The organism is Frankia sp. AgB32 (assembly GCF_023243045.1).
Lineage (GTDB): Bacteria > Actinomycetota > Actinomycetes > Frankiales > Frankiaceae > Frankia.
Map to the genome: position 1 here is coordinate 8754 of NZ_JALKFX010000092.1, position 18916 is coordinate 27669.

General features: G+C 72.1%; 15 protein-coding genes. 2 read left to right on the forward strand and 13 right to left on the reverse strand.

Going from position 1 to position 18916, the window contains the following annotated elements:
* The first annotated feature begins 113 nt into the window (after positions 1 to 113).
* A complete protein-coding gene (locus tag MXD60_RS21620; RefSeq protein ID WP_248821164.1) occupies positions 114 to 650 on the forward strand; it encodes a glutathione peroxidase in 537 nt (178 codons plus the stop codon).
* Positions 651 to 743: 93 nt separating this feature from the next.
* Here MXD60_RS21620 and lysS read toward each other — a convergent pair whose 3' ends face one another.
* The 5 genes from lysS to MXD60_RS21645 all read right to left on the reverse strand — a co-directional run bounded on the left by lysS (position 744) and on the right by MXD60_RS21645 (position 9282).
* Complete coding sequence (gene lysS, locus MXD60_RS21625; RefSeq protein ID WP_248821165.1) at positions 744 to 2459, reverse strand: lysine--tRNA ligase; 1716 nt, start codon at positions 2457 to 2459, stop codon at positions 744 to 746.
* Between the two features lie 131 nt (positions 2460 to 2590).
* Positions 2591 to 3457, reverse strand: coding sequence for a glycoside hydrolase family 26 protein (locus MXD60_RS21630; RefSeq protein ID WP_248821166.1), 867 nt, complete (start codon positions 3455 to 3457; stop codon positions 2591 to 2593).
* Positions 3458 to 3663: 206 nt separating this feature from the next.
* Positions 3664 to 4719 (reverse strand): hypothetical protein, encoded by a 1056-nt coding sequence (locus tag MXD60_RS21635; RefSeq protein WP_248821167.1) that lies wholly within the window; start codon positions 4717 to 4719, stop codon positions 3664 to 3666.
* Positions 4720 to 4873: 154 nt separating this feature from the next.
* Positions 4874 to 7105, reverse strand: coding sequence for an MATE family efflux transporter (locus tag MXD60_RS21640; RefSeq protein WP_248821168.1), 2232 nt, complete (start codon positions 7103 to 7105; stop codon positions 4874 to 4876).
* A 431-nt stretch (positions 7106 to 7536) separates the two neighbouring features.
* Positions 7537 to 9282 (reverse strand): ABC transporter ATP-binding protein/permease, encoded by a 1746-nt coding sequence (locus MXD60_RS21645; RefSeq protein WP_248821169.1) that lies wholly within the window; start codon positions 9280 to 9282, stop codon positions 7537 to 7539.
* A 205-nt stretch (positions 9283 to 9487) separates the two neighbouring features.
* Between MXD60_RS21645 and MXD60_RS21650 the strand changes: the two genes are divergently transcribed.
* Positions 9488 to 10138: a DUF2461 domain-containing protein gene (locus tag MXD60_RS21650; protein ID WP_248821170.1), complete on the forward strand. Its 651-nt coding sequence runs from the start codon at positions 9488 to 9490 to the stop codon at positions 10136 to 10138.
* A 44-nt stretch (positions 10139 to 10182) separates the two neighbouring features.
* Here MXD60_RS21650 and MXD60_RS21655 read toward each other — a convergent pair whose 3' ends face one another.
* The 8 genes from MXD60_RS21655 to MXD60_RS21690 all read right to left on the reverse strand — a co-directional run bounded on the left by MXD60_RS21655 (position 10183) and on the right by MXD60_RS21690 (position 18908).
* Complete coding sequence (locus MXD60_RS21655) at positions 10183 to 12147, reverse strand: choline/carnitine O-acyltransferase (protein WP_518468419.1); 1965 nt, start codon at positions 12145 to 12147, stop codon at positions 10183 to 10185.
* A 172-nt stretch (positions 12148 to 12319) separates the two neighbouring features.
* A complete protein-coding gene (locus MXD60_RS21660) occupies positions 12320 to 13288 on the reverse strand; it encodes a class I SAM-dependent methyltransferase (RefSeq protein WP_248821172.1) in 969 nt (322 codons plus the stop codon).
* A gap of 154 nt (positions 13289 to 13442) precedes the next feature.
* Entirely contained in the window at positions 13443 to 14312 is an 870-nt protein-coding gene (locus MXD60_RS21665) for a HalD/BesD family halogenase (RefSeq protein WP_248821173.1), read from the reverse strand.
* A gap of 489 nt (positions 14313 to 14801) precedes the next feature.
* The gene (locus MXD60_RS21670) at positions 14802 to 16028 is read right to left on the reverse strand and encodes a styrene monooxygenase/indole monooxygenase family protein (protein WP_248821174.1); all 1227 of its coding nucleotides are present in this window, start codon (positions 16026 to 16028) and stop codon (positions 14802 to 14804) included.
* Between the two features lie 13 nt (positions 16029 to 16041).
* Positions 16042 to 16578 carry a GTP-binding protein gene (locus tag MXD60_RS21675; RefSeq protein ID WP_248821184.1) on the reverse strand — a complete coding sequence of 179 codons (537 nt, stop codon included), beginning with the start codon at positions 16576 to 16578 and terminating at the stop codon, positions 16042 to 16044.
* Positions 16579 to 16649: 71 nt separating this feature from the next.
* Complete coding sequence (locus tag MXD60_RS21680; RefSeq protein WP_248821175.1) at positions 16650 to 17042, reverse strand: DUF742 domain-containing protein; 393 nt, start codon at positions 17040 to 17042, stop codon at positions 16650 to 16652.
* Positions 17039 to 17491: a roadblock/LC7 domain-containing protein gene (locus MXD60_RS21685; protein ID WP_248821176.1), complete on the reverse strand. Its 453-nt coding sequence runs from the start codon at positions 17489 to 17491 to the stop codon at positions 17039 to 17041. Before MXD60_RS21685 ends, MXD60_RS21680 begins: the two co-directional genes overlap by 4 nt.
* Positions 17492 to 17498: 7 nt before the next feature.
* Entirely contained in the window at positions 17499 to 18908 is a 1410-nt protein-coding gene (locus MXD60_RS21690) for a sensor histidine kinase (RefSeq protein WP_248821177.1), read from the reverse strand.
* Positions 18909 to 18916: the final 8 nt, after the last annotated feature.

An 18916-nucleotide genomic window follows, 5' to 3' on the forward strand; every position in this document is an offset into this window, starting at 1 on the left:
CCCCGCGGCGGGCACAAAATCCGGGGGGGGGGGTTCCGCGGCGGATGGGGGCCGGGGCCGCCCCCCCGGCCGCCGCCTCCCAGGTATCCCTCGCATCGAGAGCCAGGTTGACCGTGACTGTTCATGACTTCACCGTTGAGGCCGCCGATGGTGGTTCCCGCTCGCTGGGCGACTACGCCGGCAGGACGCTGCTGATCGTCAACGTCGCCAGCAAGTGCGGCCTGACGCCGCAGTACGAGGGCCTCGAGGCCCTCTACCGGGACCTGAACGGACGTGGCCTGGAGATCCTCGGCTTCCCCTGCAACCAGTTCGGCGGGCAGGAGCCGGGCACCAACGAGGAGATCCAGAACTTCTGCTCGACCACCTTCGACGTCACCTTCCCCGTGCTGGGCAAGGTCGAGGTGAACGGGCCGGACGCCGCCCCGCTCTATCAGTACCTGCGCACGGAGGCGCCGGGCGAGTTCGGTCCCGACTCGGGCTTCCTGTACGAGCACGTCGCCAAGAGCCGTCCCGAGGCGATCGGCACCGACGAGATCAAGTGGAACTTCACGAAGTTCCTCGTCGACGGCGACGGCAAGGTCGTCCGCCGGTACGAGCCGACCGTCACCCCCGAGGAGATCCGCAAGGACCTGGACGGCGCCCTCGCCTGAGCGCCGCCTGCGGCCGCTGATCCCTGCGCGCCCGCCCGTGCGCTGCCTGTCCAGGCTCGCCTGACCGGCGACCTGGACAGGCCCGGCGCTGGGTCAGGCAGCCGCGCTGGTCAGCAGCGTGCGGATGCGCGGTGCGCCGAGCGAGAGGAGCAGCGTCGGCAGCCGCGGCCCGGTGTCCCGGCCCACCAACAGCTGGTAGACCAGCACGAAGAACGCCCGCTGGGCCTGCTTGAGCTCCGCGGTGGCGGGCGCGTCGGCGGGCAGCCCCCGCAGCAGCTTCGGCACCGCGTAGGTCAGCGCGGTGAGACCGTCGAGCGACCAGTCGGATTCCAGCTCGTCCACGAGAATCGCGAGTGCCTTCGCCTCGTCGGCGCTGAGCGCGGCGAGCGCGGCCTGGTCGGGCTCGGTCCGCACGATGGTCCGCTGGTCGGCCGGGACGTGCTCACGGGTCCACGTGCGGGCGCAGTCCAGACGTGGCTGGAGATCGGCCAGTTCGACCGGTGCGCCCGCCGCGTCGTCGTCGCCGCGGGCCTGGCGCACGATGCGCAGGATCTGGGTGGCGTCGTCGGCGGTGATGTCGCAGATCGAGGAGAGCAGCCGGAACGGGAACACCGTGCTCGGGGCGGCCACGGGACCGCCGGCCACGGTGCCCCGCGAGCGGGCCAGCACGGCCAGGTCCGTGGGCTCCGCCGAGCCGGCCTCGGCGCGGCGGTTCAGGGCGTCCCACTCGTCGTAGACGCGCAGCACCTCCTGGCCGAAATCGACGGTGATCGCCTGGTTGGGCTTGCGTCGGGCGTAGACCCAGCGCACGATCGCCGGTTCCAGGACCTGCAGGGCGTCCGCCGGGGTGGGGGCGCCGCCGGCCGAGCCCGACAGCTTGGCGCGCCCGCGGACACCGACGAACGAGTACGGCAGGTACTCCGGCGGCACTCCGCCGAAGATCTCCCGCACGATGTGACCGCCGACGGTGAAGCTCGACCCGGGGGAGGAGTGATCGACTCCGCCGGCCTCGAACGCGACGTTCTCGAAGGCCCAGCGCATCGGCCAGTCGACCTTCCACACCAGCTTGCCGCTCGCGGATCCGCGGATGTCGAACCGGCCGTGGTGGCCGCAGCTCTCGCAGGTGTAGTCGCCCTGGCCCGCCGCCGGATCGAAGGCGGTCACGGTGGTGGTGTCCCGCCCGCAGGTGTCGCAGTAGGGGCGGTACGGGAAGTAACCCAGCGCCGACGCCGAGCTCTCCTCCTCGGCGGCGCCCTCGTCCGGCTCCACCTCGGCATCGGGACCGGCCGCGCTGGCCGCGCCCGTCCCGGCGGACGCGGTGGCCGGCGGCGTGAGCGTGCGGTAGCGGCCCAGGATGGCGTCGATGTCGCCGGCGGCGGCGATCGCGCGGGCGATGCCGTCCGCGTAAGCGCCCGCGCGGTACATCTCGGTCTGGCTGATCTCCCGGACCTCGATGCCGAGCTGGCGCAGCGCGGCCCGGAACGGGGTCTTGAAGCGCTCGGCCCAGTTCGGGAACTCGCCCCAGGGGTCGGGGATGGCACTCAGGGGCCGCCCGACGTGCTCCGCGAAGTCCGCGGGCACGCCGGCGGGAACCTTGCGCAGCCGGTCGTAGTCGTCCCAGGACAGGATGTGCTCGCAGGCCACCCCGCGGGACCGGATCTCCTCCGCCACCAGGTGCGGGACGAGGATCTCCCGGAGATTGCCGAGGTGAACGGGCCCCGACGGGCTGATTCCGGACGCGCAGACGACCGGCCCGTCGCCCGGCCGGCGCCGCGCCTTCGCGATCGCGTCATCCGCGGCCCTGGTCATCCAGTCCTGGCGATCCGCCACAGCCCCACCACACATTTCGACGTCGAACCCGTGACATCAACCCTAACGGTCCCGCGACCGGTTCCCGTCAGCCGATGCCGTCGCCGGTCGCTGCGGTGCCGCGGTGTCGCTCAGTCGCTCCCGAACAGCGTCAGGTAACGCTTGGACGACTTCGGATTGAGATCCGGTTTGTACAACGATGAACGAACATTGTCCGGCTCGGCGTTGTTGTAGTACGCCTCGTAAGCCAGGTTCTTCGCGTTCGCCACGAACGTCTCGTACATCTTGCCGATGTAGTAGGGGTTATCCCCGCCGCCGCCGGCGGAACGCACCAGCCCCCACTCCGGCACCGCGAACTTCTTGCCGTGCTCACGGGCGAACTGGATCACTGTGCACAGTCCGGAGCGCTGGTGGCACTGTCGGTTCCAGCTGGTCTCGCTGACCGAGGCGGGATAGTGGTCGTACGAGTCGATGCTGACGACGTCGACGTACTGGTCGCCGGGATAGGCATCCCACACGTCGCGGCCACTGCCCGGCAGCTTGTCGTTGTGGGCGTTCATGTTCCAGTCGATTTTCACGGCCGGGGCGGTGGAGCGCAGGGCGGTCACGGTCCGGCGGAAGCACGCCTTCCACGCCTCGGGATCGCGCACATGCCAGTACATGTAGCCGCCGTTGAACTCCCAGCCGAGCCGGATGTAGGCGTCGGCGCGGCCGTACCTGGTCAGGGTCTGGCCGAAGGTGCGCCAGTTCGCGTCGTAGGCACCGCTGGCGCAGGTCGCCTCGTTGCCGTCCGGGGGGAACAGCGGCTGGGCGATCGACACCGCGCCGGGGAACCTGTCCTTGGTGAAGGCCGACGCCGGCCAGTCCGCCGACACCATGCTGGCCCAGTTCCTGCGCTCGGTGAAGACGATCGCGAGACCGGGCTTGCGGCCGGTGAAGGTGCCCCAGGCGTTGACGTCCGGGGGGTAGTTGCCGTTGGCACCGGAGGTCCAGGTCACCCCCGCTGAGGTCGGTTCCGGTGCCGCGGAGCCGGAACACGCGGCCAGCAGTGCGAGGACCAGAAGCGCGGCGGCCGCCGCCAGGCTCCGCCGGCCGGGTCGGTGGGGGACAGCTCGGCCGGGGACAGGTCGGCGGGAGACAGCGCCGGCGGACGCCGTGTGGGCGTCCTCGGTGGTGGGGCGGTGTGTGGGTGCCTGTCGGGCCGTCACGCGACCGACGACCCCCGGGAAACACCTGCCACACCGGGAGCAGGGTTGGTCGGGAAGGGCGTGGCCGGGGTGGGCTGGTCGGAGATGGTGCGACCGGGGCCGGTCGGCGCCCCCCGCCGTCCACCCGCCCGGGCCGCGTCCGCCGTCGCGGCGGCCACGGTGCGGGCGTGCAGCCACGTCCGCACGACCTCGGCCTCCGCGGCCCAGTCGTGGCCGGGGACCATGGCGCCGTCGAGCTCCAGGTGGGTGGCCATCGAGGGCTCAGGGACGATCATGCTCCGCCGTCGACGCTCCGGCCGGGACAGTGCCACCGCGTTCAGCGTGGCCCGCACGGTCGTGAGGGCGGCGCGCCGGGCGAGGCGCCGAGCGGCCGTCGGCGGTTCGACCTTGGGCGGTTCGCCACCCAGGGTTTCCAGCCGGAACGGCTGGAAGCCCTGCAGGGCGAGGCAGGTGGCACGGTCGAAGGCGCCACCGACGAAGGGGGTCGTCCGCAGCAGCAGCTCGTCCTGGAGCAACGTCCCGACACGCACGCCGAAGGTGCTGGTGGTGGTGGCCGCGCGGGCCCAGGCGATGCCGTCGATGTGGGTCAGGCCGGAGGTGACGCCAGTGCTCTGCTCGACCCGTGGGCGACGCCGGGTCGAGTCGGGGCTGAACCGCACCGTGCTGTACAGGGTGAAGTAGTCGGCGTCGGGGCGGGCTGCGGCCGCGGCGACCAGCGCGGACAGCGACCTCTCCGTGTAGAGGTAGTCGTCCTCCGCCAGCCACACCAGGTCCTCGGCGGCCCAACGCCGCACCCGGGGCAGGCGGAGTATGTGACGGTACGATGCGCGATTACTGCCGCAGGTAACCGGCAGGACCTCGCCGGCGGCCGACATCATCGAAAGCCGATCCGCCGGGATCGGGCCGTCGTTGACGAAGACGATCCTGGTCGGGACGCCCACATTCTCCGCGGCTCGCAGGAGGGACGCGAGCGCGAGCTGCTTGCTGTAGAACTCCGGTCGGTTCTTGCTGTTCTCGGAACCGACCGACCGGTACAGGATACGCAGAATCATCTCAACCCCCCGCCCGGTCCTGGCCAGGCAGCATTTACAGGAACGGACTGGTCGCCGGTCGAGATCCTACATATACGCCAAGGTCCGGCCGGCGCAGCGGTCTGTTTGCGGAGGATCTCCGCGCCAAGCCCTGCCGCAGCGCATGGATTCCTGCTCATCCGGGCTCACCCGACCCGCTGGTGACCGTCTCCGGCGCCGGGTCGGCGGCGGATTCCTCGTCTTCGAGGGTCGCGCTGCGCAGCAGCAGGAACCAGAACGGGACGGTGATCCAGAACGCGGCGATGTAGCCGACGACCGCCCCCGTCCCGCCCCCGAGCTCCAGTCCGATGACCGGGTAGACCAGCAGCTGCGGCGCCAGGATCAGGTTCGCGCGAAACGTCAGCTTCGCCTTGCCGAGGGCGTAGAGCATGCAGGCCGGACCCACCGTCGCCGCCGGACCCGCCTGCTGGACGATGGACAGCGCCAGCAGGTGGTGCGTCTGTGACCAGGTGTCGCCCAGCAGGGCGTGCCCGATGCTCTCCGGCAGCACCAGGAAGATCGTGCCCCAGATCACGCCGACCCCGACGATCACCGCGGACAGGGCGTAGGCCGCGCGCAGCCGGGCCCCGGGGGACATGTCCTTGCGGCGAGAGAACTCCGGGATGGCCCAGCTCACGATGCCGACCGCGAGGATCGTCGTCGGGCCGAGCAGGGTCTGCACGCCTCGCAGCGCCCCGACGATGTCGATCGCGCCCAACGTGCCCAGCAGCAGCGTCGAGGCCTGTTGGGCGCCCTGGACGGTGAGGTACTCGGCGCTCATGTAGCCGTTGATGTCGCGATGCTCGACGAGCCACGTCCGCACCTGGCCCGGCGCCGGGCCGAAGCCGGCCTGGTAGATGCCCAGCACGGCCGCGACGGCCGCCGCGCCGCCCCAGGCCAGCAGCATCGCCCACGACGTCGACACATCACGGATGATCAGTGCGAAGATCGCGCCGAACTGGACGACTGCCCACGCCCCGTCGTTGACGGCGGCGGCCGCTGGTCGGCCCTCGGCGAAGAAGACCTGCCGCCACGCGTCCTGCAGCAGCAACGCCGGGAACACCAGGCCCATCGCGACCAGGGCGGCGCCGACCGCGCCACCGATGCCCAGGCCGACGAGCAGGGTGACCACGCCGGACAACAGCCCGACGGCGAAGGCGGTGCCGACGCCGGCGGCGGCCGCGGCCCGGAACACCCGGGGCTGCGCGTCCGCGAACCGGATGCCGAGCGGCGCCGTGCCCGCGGCCTTCGAGAAACCGATCATCAGCGAGAAGATCGCGAACGCGACGCCGAACGCGCCGAACTCGGAGGAGCTCACGCTGCGGGCGATCACAAACGACATGACCGCGTTCGTCCCGCTGGAGAGCACCTGGTCGACCAACGTCCAGATCGCCCGGGAACGGGAGGACCCGCGGGTGGTGCGCTCGGCGCGGTGGCGTCCCCCCGAGCCGATCTCCTCGCTGAGATCCGCGAGGCCGTAGTCGACCGGCTCTGCCGGCTCGGTGAGCGTCGCCCCCGCCGCGGCCGGGGCGGACGAGGGCTGGCTGTCCGCCCGGAAACTCCCGCCGAGGAAGAACTCGCCGGTCATCGGGCCGGACATCGGGATCAGACCCGCAGCCTCCCGCTGATGGCGGATCTGGTAGTCCTCGGCCCTGGGTACCCGCCGGCCGTGCAGGCCACGGATGATCTGCGTCTGCTCGTGGTCGAACGGTTCCACCCGGCGCCGCGGCGGCGCATCGGGACGCGTGCCGTCGCGGCGGAACTCCTCCGTGCGGTCCCAGCGGGCCGCCTCCCGGGATCGCCCGCCACCCCGGCCGGTGCGCGGCTCCGCACCCTGGCCGAAGCCGTAGCCGAACCGGCTCCCGTCGCCGTAGCCGTGCCCCGGCCGGAGGGAGTCGGCCGCGGGGGGCTCGGCGTGTCGCGCCCGGCGGGTCTCGGCGCCGTCCGGGCCGTGCTCGCGGCCGGGGCCGCCCGATCGGCCGCGGGAGCCGCGCCCGGTGGGGGCGAACAGCGCGGGGTCCCGATCCGGGGCCGCCCGCGACCTGTCGCGGTCGGGTCCGGTGCCCGGGAATCCCTGGGCGGGCGCAGCCGGCGGGGCGTCGGGGCGGGTCTCGGTTCGTTCGGACATGCCGAGGCGACGTCGCAGGGCGGCGAGGTCGGCCGCCGCGCTGGAGTCGACGGGGCCAGCCGGGGTCGGCGCCGGGCTGGCCGGCGGCTGAGATCCCCGCGCCGGACCGCCGGGTTGGTTACCGTCCTGCGGGGTGTCGGCGGGCGGCGGGGTGTCGTCGGCGGGTGTCGGGTGGCGGCGCGGCGGCGGGCCGGGGGGCCGGGGGGCCGGCGCGGCGGCGGTCCGGTCGGGTCCGGTCATCGTGGGCCGCTGGACAGGACGATCGCGCTGATCGCTGTCGGATGAAGATCCGTGGCCGGACTCATCCATCCACCGCCGACCGTCCTCCCTGCCGCATCTGTCCGACCTGGGCCGGCGGTACCACCCGGACGAACTGGGATCGTCCGGGTGCGTGTTCCGGGGCATACGCCGTGACATCACCGGTCTGGCAGCCGGCACTTGGATGGTAGCCCGCGCAAGGTTGCCCATCCGGGCCGGGCCGGCTGGACGCGCCCGGGTCGACCGGTGTTGTCGGGCAACCGTGCCCGCCGGCGGGTTGGGCGCACGCGCTACTGAGGCTCAGCCGTCGGGACGCGGGCAACCCTACGGGGGTGCCCTCAGATCCTAGCAACCGCAGGGTGTTCGGCGATCGTCCGTGTCCCCCTTGACGGACGGGGTCGGCGGTTGACACGTCATGGATGGCGGCGGCGCAGGGTAACCGCGGCGAGACCGAGGGCAGCCAGAGTGCAGCCGGTCACGATCGCGATATCCCGGGCCAGCCCGGGGTCGACGTCACGCGTGGTGGTCAGCCGGGCCATCGCGTCGACGACGTAGGTCATGGGCATGGCGGTGCTCAGCCGGTCGAGCGCCGGCAGCATGGCGTGCCGCGGCACCAGGATGCCGCACAGCATGAACTGCGGGAGCAACGCGGCCGGAATGAGTTGCACGGCCTCGAACTCGGTGCGGGCGAACGCGCTCATCCACAGCCCGAGCGACGTGCCCAGGAACGAGCTGAGGATGGCCGCGACGAACAGCAGGGCCGCCGATCCGCGCACGGTCAGGCCGAGCGGGCCGACCGTCAGCGCGGTGGCGAGAGCCGCCTGCGCCGTGGCGAGCACGGCGAACGCCAGGCCGTAGCCGACGAGCAGGTCGCCCCGGCCGACCGGGGTGGTGAGCAGCCGCTCCAGCGTCCCGGACGTCCGTTCGCGCAGCATCGCGACGGAGGTGACGAAGAACATCGTCATCAACGGAAAGATCCCCAGCAACGCGGGGCCGGCCCGGTCGAAGGTGCTGGGCGATCGGTGGAACAGCAGCCGCAGAGTCAGGAGCAGCACCGGCGGGAGCAGCAGGACCAACGTCAGCGTGCGTCGGTCGCGGCCCAGCTGGCGCAGCACCCGCGCGGTCGTCCCCCGGGCGCGCGACGGGTCGACCGGCCGTGCCGGTGGGCAGGCGGCGGCGCCCGGCGGATGGCCGCGGCTGCGGCGCCGTTGCCGTCGACCGGCGAACCGGTCGGCCGGCTCGGCGGCGAGCACGGCACGAGCCGGGCTGGGCGCTGAGGCCGGCGCCGGCGGTGGCTCGGACTGGCGGCCGGAGTCCGCGCGCCGACCGGGCCCGGACCGGCGCGCGGGGTGTTCGACGAGGCGCAGGAACCCCTCCTCCAGATCGCCGCAGTCGGTGGTGGCGAGCAGCTCCGCGGGGGTGCCCTGGGCGAGCAGCCGACCCTCGTAGAGCAGCAGCAGCCGGTCGCAGCGGTTGGCCTCGTCCATGACGTGCGAACTGACGAGGATCGTCGTGCCCGCGGCGGCCATCCGGCGGAAGTCCCGCCACAGGCGACGGCGCAGCAGCGGGTCGGCGCCGACGGTCGGCTCGTCGAGCACGAGCAGGTCGGTGCCGCTGATCATCGCGGCGGCGAGCGACACGCGGGACCGCTGCCCGCCGGAGAGCTGGTCCACCAGGATCGGGGCCTGGTCGGTCAGGCCGACGTGGGCGAGCAGCGCGTCGAGGCGTTCGGAGGTCCAGGCACCGGCGCCGTGCCGGACGGGCGCGACGAGCGTGGCGAAGTAGCGCAGGTTCTCCCGTACGGTCAGGTCGCCGTAGACGGAGGCGGCCTGGGTGGCATAGCCGACGCGGCGCCGCAGGCAGGCATCACCGGCGGCGTAGCCGAGGACCCGCAGGTCCCCCTCGACGCCGAGCTGCACGCCGACGATGGCCCGCAACAGGGAGGTCTTGCCGCCGCCGCTCGGGCCGATCACCCCCGTCACGCTGCCCCGGGCCACGGTGAAGGAGACGCCGTGGATGACTTCGAGCCCGCCCCGGCCGCGCCCCCGGGCACCGCGGCGCACCCGCACGTCCAGGGCGGTGACGGCGGGCGGCGCGGCGGCGGGCAGGGGCAGCCTGAGTCGCCCGTCGCCGAGTGACGACTCGATCTCGCTGTGCATCCGCCGCATCTTCTCCCGCCGCCTCCGGGCGACGGCGCGCCTCGGTGCGGCGAGTCCGCGAGTTCGTCGCCGGGCGGGGCGGCACCGCGCGGATCGTCCCGACTCGTGCCGCCGACCGGGCCGCGGATTCTGTCGGTGCCGGCTCATAGGCTCGCCGCCGACACCACGATCGCGCCGTGGCCCCCGACCCGAGAAGGAGTTTCCGATGCCGGAGTTCACCGGATTTCCCACCGAGGCGCTGATCTTCTACGACGGGCTGGAGGCGGACAACAGCAAGGCCTACTGGAGCGATCATCGCGACCAGTACGAGAAGGCCGTGCGCGGGCCGATGACGGTGTTGCTGGCCGAGCTCGAGCCGGAGTTCGGCGAGTCGCACCTGTTCCGACCGCACCGCGACGTCCGGTTCGCCAAGGACAAGTCCCCGTACAAGACGGCGATCGGCGCGTACTGCACCGGCGGGGGCTACGTGCAGGTGTCGGCGAGCGGGCTGATGGTCGCCTCCGGCTACTGGCAGACCGCCGCCGACCAGGTGGAGCGGCTGCGGGCGGCCGTCGCCGACGACGTCACCGGGCCGAAGCTGGAGAGCGTCGTCGCCGGGCTGCGCGCCGATGGCTACGAGATCTCCGGCTCCCGCCTGAAGACCCGTCCCCGCGGCCACGACGCCGACCATCCCCGCATCGACCTGCTGCGGCACCGGACGCTCACCGTCCATCGCGAGTTCGGCGAGCCGCCGTGGCTGGCCGAGCCCGAGTGCGCGCAGCAGGTCGCCGGCGCCTGGCGCCGGATGCGGGTGCTGCGCGACTGGCTCGACCGCCACGTCGGGCCCACCCGCCTGCCGCAGGACCGCCGCCGCTGATCCCCTCGCGCCACACCGGCGCCCGCGCCGCCGAACCCTGGGGCTCAGTCCACGGACGGCTCCGCGGCGAGGAGTTCCCGCAGCTCGCGCAGGGCGATCACGAGCTGCTCGGCGAAGGCATACATGCCGTCGGCGACGGGCCGGGGCGTGCTCAGGTACAGGTTGAACCGGTCGGCCAGCAGGACGTAGGCCACCCCGATGCACTGGCTGCTCGTCGAGCCGAAGCCGAAGAACTCGACGTTGACCGACGGCGCCGAGCTGGTGCTCAGCAGGTCGTCGCGGGACTTCACCCAGCCGGGTGTCTCGTAGAGCGCGATCGGCTCGCTCACCCCCAGCTCCGCACCGCGGCGGCGGGCGATGAACTGCAGTTCCCACAGGTGCTGCTCGGGGGCCCGCCCGGCCTGGCAGTCCCGCGCCCGCTGCACGTGCGCGTCCGCGGCGGCCCGCAGGGCGGCCCGCTTCGCCGCCGGCGTCGCGGCCGGGTCCTGCAGCGCGGAGACGAACTCGAGGACCTCCGCGGTGACCACCCGCATCGCCTCGGTGCGCCCGCGGCGCCAGCCCCGGGTCGCGATCGACTCGTAGGTCGCGCCGGTGCGGCTCTTGGCCCGGACGTGGGCGAGCTGGTAGGCGAGCTGGACGAACGCGTCCGGGGAGATCCGCAGCCGCTTCGCGTCGTTCTGACCGAAGTCGTCGATGGTCAGCACGGTCGAGGCGGTGGACCCGGTGAACTCGGCGAACGACCCGCCCGCGGCGCCGATGTCGGCCCGCAGCGCGTCGTCGAGGACGAACTCGATCGGGTCGATCGCCGGCTGTCCCTGGGGTCGGGCGCCGGAGCTGACCGCGTGGTCCTGCGGCGAGGTACCGAGCAGGTCGTCGACGAAGCTGAGGATCGTCGTGCCGTCCAGGCCGCAGTGCTCCACGTTGATGCCCGCCCGGCCGTCCGGGAAGACGATCAGCGACACCGCCTTGTCGAACCAGCGGTTGATCGCGTTGCCGTGCAGGAGCTGGTCGCAGATGCCCAGGTCGTCGCCGGGGGTGATGCTTTCCAGGCAGATGCAGAACAGCGCGGTCTCGATCGTGTCCAACGCGGCGGCGTTGGCCGGGTCGAGCGCGGACAAGCGGGCCCGGCTGTCCGCCCAGGCGGCGCGGGCCTTCGTGGTGAGCAGGCCGACGGCCGCGTCCGCGGGCACCCGCGCCGGCGTCGCCTTCACGGCGGCGGTCAGGCCGGCGGCCAGGTCGTCCAGCGAGTACGGCTGCCCGTCCGGGCCGATCACGTCCATCCGGACCAGGTTGCCCTGGTGGAGGACGACGATGTGGCGGGCCTGGGACGGCCCGGGCCACTCGGCGCTGTACGGGGTCCGCACGGTGTCCTGCACCGCGCCGGGGATGCGGGTGGTGGAGAACAGGTAGGTGTTCTGGGCCATCGACAGCGGCTTGCCGCGCTGGAGGACCGGCTCGATCTGCTCGTCGTCGAGGCGAACCTTGTAGTCGACGGCCGCGGCGATCAGGTCGGCCGCGCGGTCGATCTGCGGCTGGCCGTCCGACTGCGGCTGGCCGTCCGACCTGGGGGCGGAGTCGGCGAACTTGAAGATGTAGTTGGCGTTGAGGGCGATACGGTCCCGGCGGCCAAGGTAGCGGGAGTCCCAGAAGTCATCGAGCCAGCTGTGCACGCCGTCGGTCGCGTCGTAGCTCTCGAGCGCGGCATGCAGGATCGGCCCGGGGCCGGAGGCGGCCTGGAAGGCGGCCACCGCGGCCTCCGTCTGGGCGCGTTCCGCCGGCGTCAACAGGGGCGCGGACCAGGCCAGGAAGCGCTCACAGCTGTCTGCGAGGGTGGGCAGCGGCACCCGAGGCAGCTCGTCGTCGTGGGCGAAGGTCCCGGCAGAGGTGGGGGCGGGCGTCGTCGCGTTCAATCTTTGCCTCGGTTTGTCTGATGAGTGGCGGGTCGGGGTCGGTGCGGCTTGCCGGGCTGGCGTGCCGCGGGCACCCGGGCGGGGGTGACGTCGTTCCATGGTCGCCGGGATGGTCGTGGTGCGCCCGGCACATGTGAGTTTCGAATCGAATCGGGGGCCGACCGGTGACTGCGGTTCGTGCGCCGATTCCGCTGGGTCAGTAGGGCTGCTGGGTCGGTAGGGCCGCCGGCGGGTCGCGCCGGTGACCGGCACATCCTGGCGAGCCGCCCGATCAGGGGATCGGTACGCCGCTCGCCGCGGCCGCGAGTGCCCCACGCCGGCCCACGCCGCGGGGCCGGGACACATGCAGCTCCGCGTACATCCAACCGTCGCTTTCCAGCCCGGTCGGGTCGACGCCGACGGACGACAGGGTGTCCAGCACCTGCTCCTGCTCCTGGCGGGAGGCGAAGCGGCGTTGCGGATACACCCCCTCGACGTGGACGGTGTCGTAGCCGAGGGCGTCCAGCGACGCCGCGAACGGGTCGAACGGGAACATGCGCAACACGAAGTGGGCCATCCAGGGCCGTCGGGACTCCTCCCCGGCCCGGGCGATCCGGTCGATCGTCCGTTCGCTGACATAGCCGATGCAGCCGGTGGACACGACGAGGTCGGCACTGGCCAGCACGGTGCGCTCGTCCGGGGTCGCCTCCCGGCTCTCCAGATCGGCGCAGACGGCGTCGTCGAGGAAACCCGCGGCCAGGGCGTAGCGGACCGCCGGGCGGGAGCTGTCCAGTCCCACGAACCGGGGCGCCCACCGGGACCGGCGGGAGTGGACGAGTTGCCGGTCGCGCGCCAGCAGGGCGGCGCGGTCCGGGTCGGCCGCCGAGCCGTCCTGCTGGCCGTACCGGTCGTACATGTCGTCCATCGACAGGTCGCAGCGCTGCAGCGCGGCGTTCACCCCGTAGGAGCAGCCGACGTCCAGCACCGTGGTCGGGCGCCCCAGCCGTGTGCGGCACTCGTCGACGAGTCGACCGAAGTACGGCTTTGCGAGCTGGGGAATGACGTAGTCGAGCTGACGCAGGGTGCGGAAGTACGAGCGGGGATCCGGCTGGGTGTAGATGTGGTCGAGAGTGACCTTGCCGGTCTCGTCGAAGCCCCGCGCGGCGAGACTGGTTTCGTCTGCCGGTGCGGTGGAGACGGCGGCGGTGCGGTGTGGGTTGGTCGGGTCGGCGTCGGTCGGGTTTGCGTCGTTGGAAAACACTCGAACGCTTCTCCTCGAAACAACGGTGGCGCTGCGGATCACACGGAGACGGTCGGCTTACGCACGGATGGCCGGACACGCGGTACGGGCGGAAACGCAGTCGGTCGAGCAGTGCCGGTCAGGCGAGCAGTGCCGGTCAGTCAAGCAGGGCCGGTCAGTCAAGCAGGGCATCGACGCGTACGGCACCCGCGCCGCCGTCGTGATGCTCGGGCAGGTGGCGGCCGAACAGCTGGCGGGTCCGTTCGAGGCTGCCGACGACCCCGGGGCGTTCGGTGTACGCGAAAATCGCCGAATGGCGGGCTCTGGTGCCCTGCACGGTGCTCACCCGATGCATCGAATAGCGGCCCAGGAAGAGTTGGAGATCACCGGGGCGCAGGGTGAGCCGGTGGACCAGGTGCGAACCCGCACCGGCGAGTACCGAGCGGACATCGGCGAAGTTCTCCGCCTGGGCCGTCCGAATGCCGGGACAGTACTCGAACTCGCCGCCGCACTCGGGTTCCTGGGTGAGCAGGCTGACAGCGAACTCGTTGGTGTCGAAGTGCCACGGGTGCTCCAGGCCTGGAGAGATCACGTTCAGGCAGCACCCGGCGAGCGGGTCGGCCAGTTCGTGGACCTGCGGGAGCCCGAAGCAGGCCGCGACGAAGCGCTGGAACGGCTCGCTGCGGTAAAGCTGGTGGACGGCGAGGTCGGCCGGAATCTGGTCCCGGGCGACGAAGGCGTTGCCGCGCCGCATGACGTGCCGGCCGGGATGGTCGGCGGGCAGGTCGGCGTCAAGCGGAATGTTGTAGGCGTTGACGTCCTCGATACGGTCGTACGCGAGCGGGGCCACCGACGCGCATTCGGCCGCGAACGACGAAAAGGCGGCCGGCTGGATGAACCCGGGCAGCACGCAGCAGCCGTCGGTGTGTAAGTCGTGGCGGGCGCGGGAGACGATGGACCACCACAGCGGGCTTGCCGGTTCGGTGATGGGATAACACGCGTTGTGAACAAGTTCGCTGATTGTGTGGGCGTCCGTCGCACTCATGAATCACCTCTTCACCTTCTGTGTCCGGCGACCTTGGCGCCGGTAAACTCGAAGAGTCCGGACGAGGAATTACCCCATGCTGACCCGAGATTCACGAAGGTGAAGGGCACTGTGAGATGGGACACGGCAGACCGCTGGATTCTTTGAATCGATGGCGCGTAGCCGTGTCGGGCTGCTATGCCGATGGTGGAAATATCTCGCGGCAGGCCCGTGGCAAGCCGCTGGCCTGCGTTACGGCCCGTCGGAACGGGTGCCGGTCCGCGCGGCGGTTGACCGCGGCCAAGCCCGGACCGGCCGGTCCGGGCCACCTCCTCGAAGGTACGGCGAAGGCTACATCGTTGCGGCACCGCGACAGTGTCGGGAATTTCCGGTAGGTAAATCCGGTCATTCACACTCCGCTGTCGCGGCATGACGCTATTGTGCCCGCCGCGGATTCGGCCGACCACGCGCCGAATCCGCGGCGCGGCTCGCCGGATGCTGGCGAGGTCGTCAGACGCTGGCGAGGTACTCGGTGGCCCCTACCGGGTCGAGGAACCAGCGCTGGAAGTCCCGCGGGTCGTCGAAACCGTTCACGAACCGCCGCGCCACCGCCTCGTTTACCCCGGCGACGCCGAGGATCTGCTGGACGTGCTCCGGTGGCGGCGTCAGGAGTGCGTTAGTCCAGACGGTGACGTGCTCGGCGTAGTCCCAGTAGCGCTCGAAGGCCGAGTGCATCCAGGCCTCGTCGAACGGCCGGTCCCCGTGCGCGAGGATGCTGTCGAGGTAGGACTGGGCGCACTTCGCCGCGCTGTTGGAACCCTGCCCGGTGATCGGGTCGTTGGCGACGACCACGTCCGCCATGCCGAGCACGGCCCGCCCCGACGGCAGCAGGCCGACCGGGTGGCGCACCACCGGCGGGTAGCCGCCGGTGAGGGTGGCGTTCGCGTCGGTGAGCTCCACGTCCGCGCAGCGCTCGTACTCCCACGGGACATACTCGCGGATCAGGTCGAGCAGCCGGGCCAGGTGGGCGGCCGGCTCGGGGCGGTCGTCCCAGCAGTCCAGCGGGCCGCCCGGCAGCCCCTCGAAGAACAGGATGTCGCAGTTCCCGCTGAGGGTGTACGCCGGGATCACGAACAGCTCGCCGGCGCCGGGCGCGATGTTGAACCGGACCCCGGGGGCGTCGGGATGCTCGGGCCGTGGCGCCAGGCCGTGCACGTAGGCCAGCGCCAGGGCGCGCTGGGGGGCGGTGTGCGGCGAGCGGCTGGCGTCGCGGTCGAACAGGCCGACCAGCTCGCCCTTGCCGGCCGCGACGATCACCAGGTCGTACAGCTCCGCCAGGCCGTTGAGGTCGGCGGTGGTGACCCCCGAGATGATCAGCTTGCCGCCGCGCTCCTCGAACAGCTCCGCCCAGCCGGCCATCTTCACCCGCTGGTCCACCGACTGCGCGGGATGGTCGAGCCGGCCGAACCAGTCCAGTGCCCGCCCGCCGTCCGGCCCGGCGATCGACAGGCCCAGCCCTTCGATCGAGACCGCCTCGTCCTCCCAGAGGTTCAGCCCGTGATCCCGTTCGAGCTGTAGCGCCGTGTGGAACATGGCCTGCGTCGACATCACCCGTCCAGTGCGGATCTCCGCCGGGGTGCGCGCCGACATCAACGTCACGTCGAAGTCGTGCTCCCGCAGGGTGAGGGCGAGCTGCAGGCCCGACTGGCCGGCACCGACGATCAGGATCTTGCGCATGGACACGGGCTCCTCAGGCCAGGGAGATGGCGTACCGGACAAGCGTGCGCAGGGCCTCGGCGGTGGAGGCCGGGTCCCGGGCGTCGCAGGTGATCAGCGGGATCTCGGGCCGCAGCGCCAGCGCGTCGCGGACATCGTCGAGGTCGTGCCACTGCCGGCCGTCGAACAGGTTGACGGCCACGACGAACGGCACGGGCGAGTCGTGCTCGAAGTAGTTCACGGCGGCAAACGACTCGTCGAGCCGGCGGGTGTCGGCCAGGACGATCGCGCCGAGCGCGCCGCGGGTCAGGTCGTCCCACAGGAACCAGAACCGCGCCTGCCCCGGCGTGCCGAACAGGTACAGGATCAGGTCCGAGTCCAGCGAGATGCGGCCGAAGTCCATCGCGACCGTCGTCGTGGTCTTCCCGCTGCCCGGCGGCAGTTCGTCGACGGTCTCGCTCGCCTCGGTCATCCACGCCTCGGTGTTGATGGGCGGCACCTCGGACACCGACCCGACCAGCGTGGTCTTTCCGACGCCGAAGCCGCCGGCGACGACGATCTTGGCGGAGATGGTGAGGTGCTCGGGTCCGGGCGGGGCGCCGGGGAGGTCGACGACGGGTGTGCCCCCGGGTGGATTGTGGCTCAGACCGGCAGCTCCAGCAGTCCGTGCAGGATGCGCTCCAGCACGTTTCGATCATGTGAGTAGGCGTGCGCGGTGGGATGGATGAACACCGCGCCCTGCATGGCCAGGTCGCTGATGAGCACCCGGACGACGCCCAGCGGGATCGCCAGCATCGCCGAGAGCTCGGCGATCGACAACGGCGCCCGGGCCCGCTCGTAGAGCGCCTGCGACTCGGGCATCAGCGACTCGCTGAGCTCCGGGTCGTAGCGCGGCACCGAGATCAGGGTCTCCACCAACAGGTGGTGGCGGGCCCGGGTGCGACCGCCGGTGAGTGCGTAGGGCCGCACCCGCCGGCTGCGGCGCCGCAGCGGTGTCGCGGTGGTCTCGGCCGGCTGCCCGTCGGGTGACGTCACAGCTGCCGTCCCGCCAGGATCTGGCGCAGGTCCATCCGGGTCTGCGGGGTGAGCACGTGGCCGGCATGCGACACGAACTGCGTCATCTCGTAGGCGACGACCTTCATGTCGCAGTCGGTGTCCGTGAGGACCGCCAGACCCGCGCCGGCGTCGATGCCCATGAACAGCAGATAGCCCGCGGACATCCGGACGATGATCTGCTCGCAGGTGCCCCGGTCGAACAGCCGCGCGCTGTTGCGCGCGAGGCTGAGCATCCCGCTGGCGATCGCCGCGAGATGCTCGGCCGCGATCGTCTCGATGGTGTCCGACGCCGCGAGCGACAGGCCGTCGGCAGAGAGGATCATGGCGTGGGAGACGCCGTGTACCCGGCCGACGAAGTCGTTGACGAGCCAGGTGAAGTCGCCGCCACGGTCGTTGGCGCCGCCCTGGTGGCTGGTGGTGTCAGTCACGGCTGGCTCAGGCCCCTCGCTGCTCGTCGCGGGCGGCTTGCTCGCCCTGAGTGAACGCCTCCAGATCGGCCAGTAGCCGCTCATGGTCGGCACCGCGTGCCGCCGGCGAGCGTGATGGCGGGGACACCAGGTGCGGCCCGGTCGCGTCCTTGAGGCTTCGCGACACCCGACGCGGCAACCCGCCCGCGGTCCTTGTCGGCAAGGTCGGGCCCTGCGGGTTGCGGCCTGCGTGGTTCGGGCCCGGCGTGTTCGCACCCGGCCGGCTCGGCGCGGTCGGGTGCGCCTGTGGCCGGACGGCGCGCCGCCTGGGCAGGCCGACGTCCGTCGACTCCACCGGCCGCGAGGGGTCCGGTGGCCGCGGGCCGGCGGTGGTGATGGTCCCGGCCGTCGTGAGGCTCGTGACGGCGGGGGCCGTGGCGACGGTGCGGGTGCCCGACCAGCTGGACTCGGGCAGTTCGCAGAGCAGCGTGGCGGGCAGCAGGACCGAGGCGGTCGTGCCATGGGGATGGCGCGGCGCCAGCCAGGTGCGCATGGCGTGCCGGGTGGCGATCCGGTTGACGACGGCCAGACCCATGTGACGCACGGCGTCGTCGTCGAGCACGGGCGCGGAGCGCAACCGGTCGTTGATCCGGTGCAGCCGGTCGGGCGGCAGGCCGATGCCCTCGTCCTCGACCCGCAGCAGGGCGCTGCCGTGCTCGGTGAGATGCACCCCGACCCGCACGGGGGCGGTCGGCGGCGACGATTTGGTGGCGTTGTCGAGCAGCTCCGCGAGCAGCCGGCCAACGTCCTCCGCGGCGAATCCGACGACGCCGAGCGGCGCCACCCGGCCGATGGTGACCCTGGAGTAGTAGCTGATCGACGACATCGCCGCGCGGATCACGTCGACGAGCGGCGTGGCCTCGGTGACGGCGTCGTTCGCGTCGCGTCCGGCGAGCACCCGTAGGTTCTCCGCGTTGCGGCGCAGCCGGGCGGCCAGATGGTCGAGTTCGTAGAGTTCGGCGAGTCGCTCGGCATCCACTTCCCGCGCCTCCAGCCCCTCGAGCTGGGACAGCAGGCTGTCCACGAGGTTGAGGTCGCGCAGGGCGATGTCGGCGCAGATGGCCGACAGCACCTCGGTACTCACCACGGACTCGGGCTTCGTCCCCGACCTGGGCTGCGACGACCCGGGCCGCGACGCCGATCCCGGTCGGGGGGTCGGCTGGCCGGTGTCCGCCGGACCGGTGGCCGCCGCAGCCGCGGCTGGTGTGGCCGGGACGCGCAGGGCCGCGGGGGCGCGGGAGGTCGTCGCACGGGACGGGGTGGTGGGCGAGGCCAGCAGGTGCGCGGCGGCTGCGCGGGAGGAGTCGAGCAGCATGCGTGAGCGGTGGAGCAGGTCGCGGGCTCGCGTCGTCATCCCGTTAGTGGAGCTCTCTCTCATGCGGGGCC

Excerpts from the sequence above, each read along its gene's own strand:
- lysS (WP_248821165.1), bottom strand. The coding sequence starts at position 2,459 with ATGACCAGGGCCGCGGATGACGCGATCGCGAAGGCGCGGCGCCGGCCG.
- MXD60_RS21635 (WP_248821167.1), bottom strand. The coding sequence starts at position 4,719 with ATGATTCTGCGTATCCTGTACCGGTCGGTCGGTTCCGAGAACAGCAAG.
- MXD60_RS21640 (WP_248821168.1), bottom strand. The coding sequence starts at position 7,105 with ATGACCGGACCCGACCGGACCGCCGCCGCGCCGGCCCCCCGGCCCCCC.
- MXD60_RS21645 (WP_248821169.1), bottom strand. The coding sequence starts at position 9,282 with ATGCACAGCGAGATCGAGTCGTCACTCGGCGACGGGCGACTCAGGCTG.
- MXD60_RS21650 (WP_248821170.1), top strand. The coding sequence starts at position 9,488 with ATGCCGGAGTTCACCGGATTTCCCACCGAGGCGCTGATCTTCTACGAC.
- MXD60_RS21655 (WP_518468419.1), bottom strand. The coding sequence starts at position 12,147 with ATGGAACGACGTCACCCCCGCCCGGGTGCCCGCGGCACGCCAGCCCGG.
- MXD60_RS21665 (WP_248821173.1), bottom strand. The coding sequence starts at position 14,312 with ATGAGTGCGACGGACGCCCACACAATCAGCGAACTTGTTCACAACGCG.
- MXD60_RS21670 (WP_248821174.1), bottom strand. The coding sequence starts at position 16,028 with ATGCGCAAGATCCTGATCGTCGGTGCCGGCCAGTCGGGCCTGCAGCTC.
- MXD60_RS21690 (WP_248821177.1), bottom strand. The coding sequence starts at position 18,908 with ATGAGAGAGAGCTCCACTAACGGGATGACGACGCGAGCCCGCGACCTG.